Origin of the sequence: Phycicoccus elongatus Lp2 (assembly GCF_000367525.1) — a bacterium.
GTDB classification, from domain to species: Bacteria; Actinomycetota; Actinomycetes; order Actinomycetales; family Dermatophilaceae; genus Phycicoccus_A; species Phycicoccus_A elongatus.
Map to the genome: position 1 here is coordinate 98,580 of NZ_HF570956.1, position 5,869 is coordinate 104,448.

5 protein-coding genes and 1 pseudogene are annotated in these 5,869 nt (G+C 71.1%); 2 read left to right on the top strand and 4 right to left on the bottom strand.

Annotated features, from left to right (window positions below; genetic code table 11):
• The coding region (locus BN10_RS00485; RefSeq protein ID WP_156917079.1) for a gamma-glutamyltransferase at nt 1-1,456 on the top strand (1,456 nt) is incomplete at its 5' end.
• 28 nt (nt 1,457-1,484) lie between these two features.
• Here the strand turns inward: BN10_RS00485 and BN10_RS00490 are convergent.
• From BN10_RS00490 to BN10_RS00500, 3 genes are all read right to left on the bottom strand, one after another.
• Nucleotides 1,485-2,888: an MATE family efflux transporter gene (locus tag BN10_RS00490; RefSeq protein ID WP_407674650.1), complete on the bottom strand. Its 1,404-nt coding sequence runs from the start codon at nt 2,886-2,888 to the stop codon at nt 1,485-1,487.
• A 192-nt stretch (nt 2,889-3,080) separates the two neighbouring features.
• Nucleotides 3,081-3,836, bottom strand: a complete 756-nt coding sequence (locus tag BN10_RS00495; RefSeq protein ID WP_010849170.1) for a DNA alkylation repair protein — start codon at nt 3,834-3,836, stop codon at nt 3,081-3,083.
• 34 nt (nt 3,837-3,870) lie between these two features.
• Complete coding sequence (locus BN10_RS00500; RefSeq protein ID WP_010849172.1) at nt 3,871-5,145, bottom strand: acetyl-CoA hydrolase/transferase family protein; 1,275 nt, start codon at nt 5,143-5,145, stop codon at nt 3,871-3,873.
• Nucleotides 5,146-5,287: 142 nt separating this feature from the next.
• Here BN10_RS00500 and BN10_RS00505 point away from each other — a divergent pair, with 142 nt between their 5' ends.
• Nucleotides 5,288-5,560, top strand: coding sequence for a DUF2277 domain-containing protein (locus BN10_RS00505; RefSeq protein ID WP_040750361.1), 273 nt, complete (start codon nt 5,288-5,290; stop codon nt 5,558-5,560).
• Here BN10_RS00505 and BN10_RS17595 read toward each other — a convergent pair.
• A pseudogene (locus BN10_RS17595) lies at nt 5,545-5,869 on the bottom strand (hypothetical protein); the annotation flags it as partial. The gene BN10_RS00505 and the pseudogene BN10_RS17595 overlap by 16 nt on opposite strands.

Below are 5,869 nucleotides of genomic sequence, written 5' to 3' on the forward strand. Positions count from 1 at the left end.
CGTGGCGGTCGCCGCCGCGCTCGCCGCGATGAGTTGCGAGCCGGGGATCGTCTCTCTCGGGGCGGGCGCCTTCATCTCGATCTGGGGCGAGGGCCAGGAACCGGTCGTCATCGACGGCAACGTCGAGATGCCCGGTCGGGGCTTGGATCCCGACCGCTTCGGACGCGGTGTCGCCGAGGTGACCTTCGCCTACGGCGGCGGCGTGACGATGTACGGCGGCCACGGCTCAGTCGCCACACCGGGCGCCCTGCCCGCATGCCAGCAGGCCATCGAGCAACGCGGCCTCGCGGGCTGGGCCGATGTCGTCGCGCCCAGTGCCGCCGCCTGCCGAGCGGGCTACCCGATCGGTGGCGCCGCCGCGACCTATCTCGGGCACACCGCCCAACCCCTCTTCGGCCTCGACCCGGAGGCGCTCGCGATCGTCACGCGCCCCGACTGCACACCCCTGCAGGCAGGCGACATCAGCACCAACCATCCGCTCGCCGAGGTACTCGACCTCGTCGCCCGCGACGGCTCGTCCGTGATGACCATCGGTGAGGTCGGCCGGGCCCTGGTCGCCGACATGGCCGCCCACGACGGACTCATCACCGCCCGTGACCTCGCCGAGTACGACCCGGCCGTGCGTGTGCCCGTGCGTCGGCGGATCGGCGACTGGGAGTTCGCGATCAACCCGCCCCCCAGTGTCGGCGGACCGATGCTTGCCGTCATGCTCGGCGAGATGGCCAAGCGCACCCCCGACGGGCGCGCGCCGCGTGACTGGGCCGACATCATCGAGGTGCAGCGCGCGGTCCTGTCCTATCGGCTCGCGGTCCACGATGTGGCGCGCGATCTGGAGGCCCAGGGCCACGAACTCCTGCTGTCGGTCGACCGGCACGGTCTGGCCGGCCTCCCGACGTCGGCGTCGACGGCCAACGTCAGCGCGGTCGACAGCGACGGCCTGTCCTGCGCCATCACCGTGTCGAGCGGCTACGGCGCCGGCATCACCATTCCGGGCACCGGGATGATCCTCAACAATGCCCTCGGCGAGCCCGAGCTCAACCGCCTCGGCCTGCACCAACTGGCGCCGGGCACCCGCTTGGCCTCCAACATGGCTCCGACGACCGGCCGCACCACGGACGGTCGGGTCCTCGCGATCGGCTCCCCGGGTGCTGATCGGATCACGACCGCCCTCATGCAGGTGCTCGTCCAGGGCTGCCTTCGCGATGCCGACCTCCAGTCGGCGATCGAGGCGCCGCGGGTGCACGTCTCGTTCGCGCCGGACGGCACCGCGCGCGTTGAGCACGAGAGCGACCCGGCGATCGAGCTCGCCGCGCGCTCCCTCGGGCTGGCGAGCACCGACCACGGCCCGATGTCGATGTACTTCGGAGGCGTCGGTGCGGCCTACCGGGCCGCTGACGGCCGCCTCGAGGCTGCCGGTGATCCTCGCCGTGCGGCCGAAGTGGCACTCCTGCCCTGAGCTCCCGCCTCCGCGTCACCACTCCGGCTCAGCGGGTGCCGGTCACCATCCAGTGCGTCGTGCGCACCCGCAACCACAAGGTGACGGCCCGGATCGCCATGAATCCGGTCATGGCGACCCACAGCGCGAGCACCGCGAGTTGCGGCCCACTCCACAGGTCCGAACCCTCGAGCAGCCGACTGCCGGCGCGGTGCACGAGCAGGATCACCGGCAGGTAGAGGACATAGACAATGACCGACGCCACGGCCAGCCACCGCCCGTCGTCGGCACCGATGAGCACTCCGTCGATGACGAACACATAGCCCGAAAGTGGCTGGGAGAGACCGACGACGAGCAGTCCGGCGGCGATGGCGGCCTGCACCTGCGGGTCGGAGGTGAAGAGGTGCGGCAGCACGAAACGCAACCCCACGACGAGCGCGCCGAGCACGACGCCGAGCGCGACACCCCACCGAATCATCAGCGTGGTCGCCGACCGCACGCCGTCGACGTCCCCGGCGCCGAGCGACTTGCCGGTCAGCGCCTGGGCCGCGATCGCGAGCGCGTCGAGGGCGAACGCGAGGAAGCTCCACAGCGTCGCCGTCACCTGGTGGGCGGCCAGCGGCACGTCGCCCAAGCCCGCCGCCACCCACACCGTCGTGACCAGCACCGCGCGCAGCGCGAGAGTGCGCACGAGGAGAGGTATGCCGTGGCGCCCGGCTCCCAGCACCCGACCGGGGTGGGCGCGCAGGGGGAGGTGCACCTGCGCGGCATACCGGATGAGGACGGTGACCAGAGCGGCGGCCATGCCGGTCTGTGCGATGACGGTGCCCAGGGCCGAGCCGGCGATACCCATGCCGAGGCCGTAGACGAACAGCACGTTGAGGGCCACATTGGACGCAAAGCCGAGGACGCTGGCGACCAACGGGGTCCGCGTGTCCTGCAGGCCGCGCAGGACCCCGGTCGTGGCGAGGATGACGAGCATGCCGGGCAGCCCGGCGGCGGAGATGCGCAGATAGGTGACGGCTTCGTCGAGGGCCGCCGGCGAGGCACCGAACGCCCGGCACAGGGGGGTGGCGAAGACGGCGATGACCAAGCCGCTGAGCACCCCGAGCGCGATGGCCAGCCAGGTCCCGTCGATGCCGGCGGCGACCGCCCCAGCGCGCGATCCGGCGCCGACCTGGCGGGCGACGAGAGCCGTGGTGCCATAGGCCAGGAAGACGAAGATCCCTGCCGTCGTGAGCAGCACGGCGCTGGCCACGCCGAGCCCCGCGAGGGACGCCGTGCCCAGGTGGCCGACGATCGCGGTGTCGGCGAGCAGGAAGAGGGGCTCCGCGATGAGGGTGAGGAAGGCCGGCACTGCCAGGCGCAGGATCTCGCGGTGCTGCGACGGGGAGGTCTCCTCGCCGCCCGCCTCCGGGCTCACCAGGTCGCCACCCACGCTGTCGTCGCTCACCGGCTCGACGCTAGCGCTGAGCCGGGCCCTCGGCACCCGACGTCCGCGCCACGATCGGGGGCGCGGAACACGATGCGATGGTGACGCGTTGATCTGGGTACTCCCACAGACCGCGGTGGCCGTCGGAGTTCCCCCCTGACCCGGCGGCCATCGCTTGTGTTTGTCGTGGTCACGGGTGTTCGCGGGAGTCACTCAAGCCAGGTGCTTGAGCGCCTCGCGGATCGAGAGTCCGGCCATCCGATCCCGGTGGTCCGCCACGAAGTCGAGGGTCCATTGCGGGTCGGTGCGAGCCTGTTGGCGCAGCGCCCAACCGATCGCCTTGCGGATCCAGAAGCTCTCCCCGTATGCCGTGCGCTCACCTCGAGCGTCCGTCTCCAGGTTCGCGTCGATCGCCGCGCTGAGGAGTGCGACATCGGTGGCTCCCTTGTGCGGGAGCTGGCAGATGATCGCCGTGCGGCGCAGCCACAGGTCGTCGCCGAGCGGGTCGCCACCACGCGCCCAGGACAGCATCGTGGGTGTGACATTCTTCCTGTGCCGCAGCAGGATTGGCGCGACGTGATGGGTCGCGATGTCGTCGACGTGATCCCACCACGCGCCGGTGACGATGAGGTGACGGAGCAGGGGCAGCAGGTCGGGGTCGTGCCACCTGCGTGCCGAGCGGTGTGCGAGCAGGGCGGTTGCGGCATACCGCTGTTCGCGATGGGTGGCGTTGTCCCACAGATCGCGGACGGTGGCCTCCCATGCCTCGCGAGTCGCGGGCCGGAGCGCGTCGTCGGCGAGCAGTGGGCCCAGGAGGGCCTTGAGTTGCGCTGACGTGACCCCGTGGAAGGGCAACTGCGACTTCATGTAGGCCTGTTGCCCAGCGGCTCGCTCGGGGTCGCCGGCGAGGGCGAGCGCGCGGCATACCTCGACGGCAAAGTCCCTTGCGTCCGAGGGATCCGTCGTCATGGCGACGATTCTCGCGGACGCAAGGAGGGGTGTTTCACGCGAGCCCGAGCTCGCGCGCCTCTTCCCAGAGTTCGTCCTTGACCCGCGGGTGCGCGGCGTCCCGGATGAGGTGACGCGCCTGCGCCTGCTGTGAATAGCCGAAGAGCTCGGCCACGCCCTGCTCGGTGACGATCGCGCTCTGCTGGAAGGACGTGACCGGCTCGTCGAGCAGGGGGACGATCGTCGACACGTCCGCCTTGGGGTGCCATGACCGCAGCGCGATGAAGGACTGTCCACCGGGGCAGTGGATCGCGCCGACGATGAAGTCGGTCTGGCCGCCGAAGCCACTGAAGATGCGGGCATTGATCCGCGAGGCGTTGGCCTGGCCGAAGAGGTCCACCTCGAGCGCGGTGTTGACCGACACCATGAGCCGCTGCTGGGCGATCAGGCCCGGGTCGTTGGTGTGCTCGGTGCGCATCATCCGCACTCGGTGATTGCCGTCGACCCAGTCGTAGAGCTCCTGGCTGCCGAAGAGGAAGGACGTCGTCAGCGGGTGATGGGGGTCGAGTGCGCCGATCCGGTCCAGGTCCAGGACGCCGTCGGAGAACATCTCGGTCCACACCCGCAGCCCCGTGCGCCCCGTCAGGGCCGCGAGGGTCGCGTCCGGCACCCCACCGATCCCCATCTGCAGCGTCGACCCGTCGGCGACCCGCGCGGCAACGCGCTGGCCGATCGTCATCGAGTCCTCGTCGGGGGTCAACGGCGCATGCGTCGGCAACGGCCGGGAGACCTCGATGGCGAGGTCGATGATCGACTCGGGGATCTGGGCGTCGCCGTAGGTGTAGGGCATCTGGTCGTTGATGACCGCGATGATCCGGCCCGAACGCCGTCGGCAGCCCTCGATCGCCGCCGGCAGGATGTTGACCTCGATGCCCAGACTGAGCATCCCGTCGCGTGGCGGCGCGCAGTGCAGCAGGACCAGGTCAGCGGGAATCACTCGCTCGAGCAGCACCGGCACCAGCGAGAGCCGGCTGGGCACATAGGACAGGGCCGGGTGCTTGCGCATGCCCGCGCCGACGAAGCAGGTCTCCGCGGTAACCCCCTCACGAGTCGGGATGCCCGGCGGCGCGTTGAGGGCGTGGAGGATGTAGCGCTCCAAGGCCCGGTCGACGCACTCCAATCCCTCCCACGCCACCGCCATGTTGCCGGAGACGACGACGCGCGGCCCGGGGTCGTGGTCGAGGTGGGCGTTCGGGTTCTCGTGGGTCTGGGCGCTCAACGTCAGGCCCGACAGGTGCCTGGTGAGTTCATCGACGCTGACGATCCTCATGACCCCAGTGTGGTCCCGTATGCCGGGTGCCGCCGCTCAGGGTCGCCTCACCTCGCGTGGGGGCGGGGGGATGGGGCGGGGGGTGGGCTGGGGAGCAGGCGAGCGCACGACGGTGGGTGCGCACACGGCATACCGTGGGGGGATGTGCCGAAACATCCGCCAGCTCCACAACTTCGAACCGCCGGCCACCCGCGACGAGGTGTCCGCGGCCGCCTTGCAGTACGTGCGCAAGGTGAGCGGTTCGACGCGCCCCAGCAAGGTCAACGAGGAGGCGTTCGCGCTCGCCGTGCGTGAGGTGGCCGAGGCCACCCAGCGACTGCTCGACCACCTGACGACGCAGGCGCCACCCAAGGATCGCGAGGTCGAGGCTGCGCGGGCCAAGGCGCGGGCAGCGGTGCGTTACGGGACGGCCTGAACGCTGCTGGAGGCCGGGGCGTCGGTGACCACGTCCGGGGCGGTGCTCGTGCCCTGACTCGTCGTCGCCTTGTCGGACTTCGGTGGGGTGTTGCTCTTGGGCTGACCCGGGTTCGCGGGTTGGCCGTTGGTGTTGGGCTTGCCGTTGGTGCCCGCGTTGGGGGAGGCAGTCGTGGACTTGCCGGGGCTGGTGTTCTGGGGCGAGGGGGCGGCCGGGGGACTCGCTGGTGGGCTCGCCGGGGGAGCAGCGTCCGTCGGGGGGGCCTCGGTGGTGCCACCCGTGCCGGTCCCAGGGCCCGCGGCCGGGGCG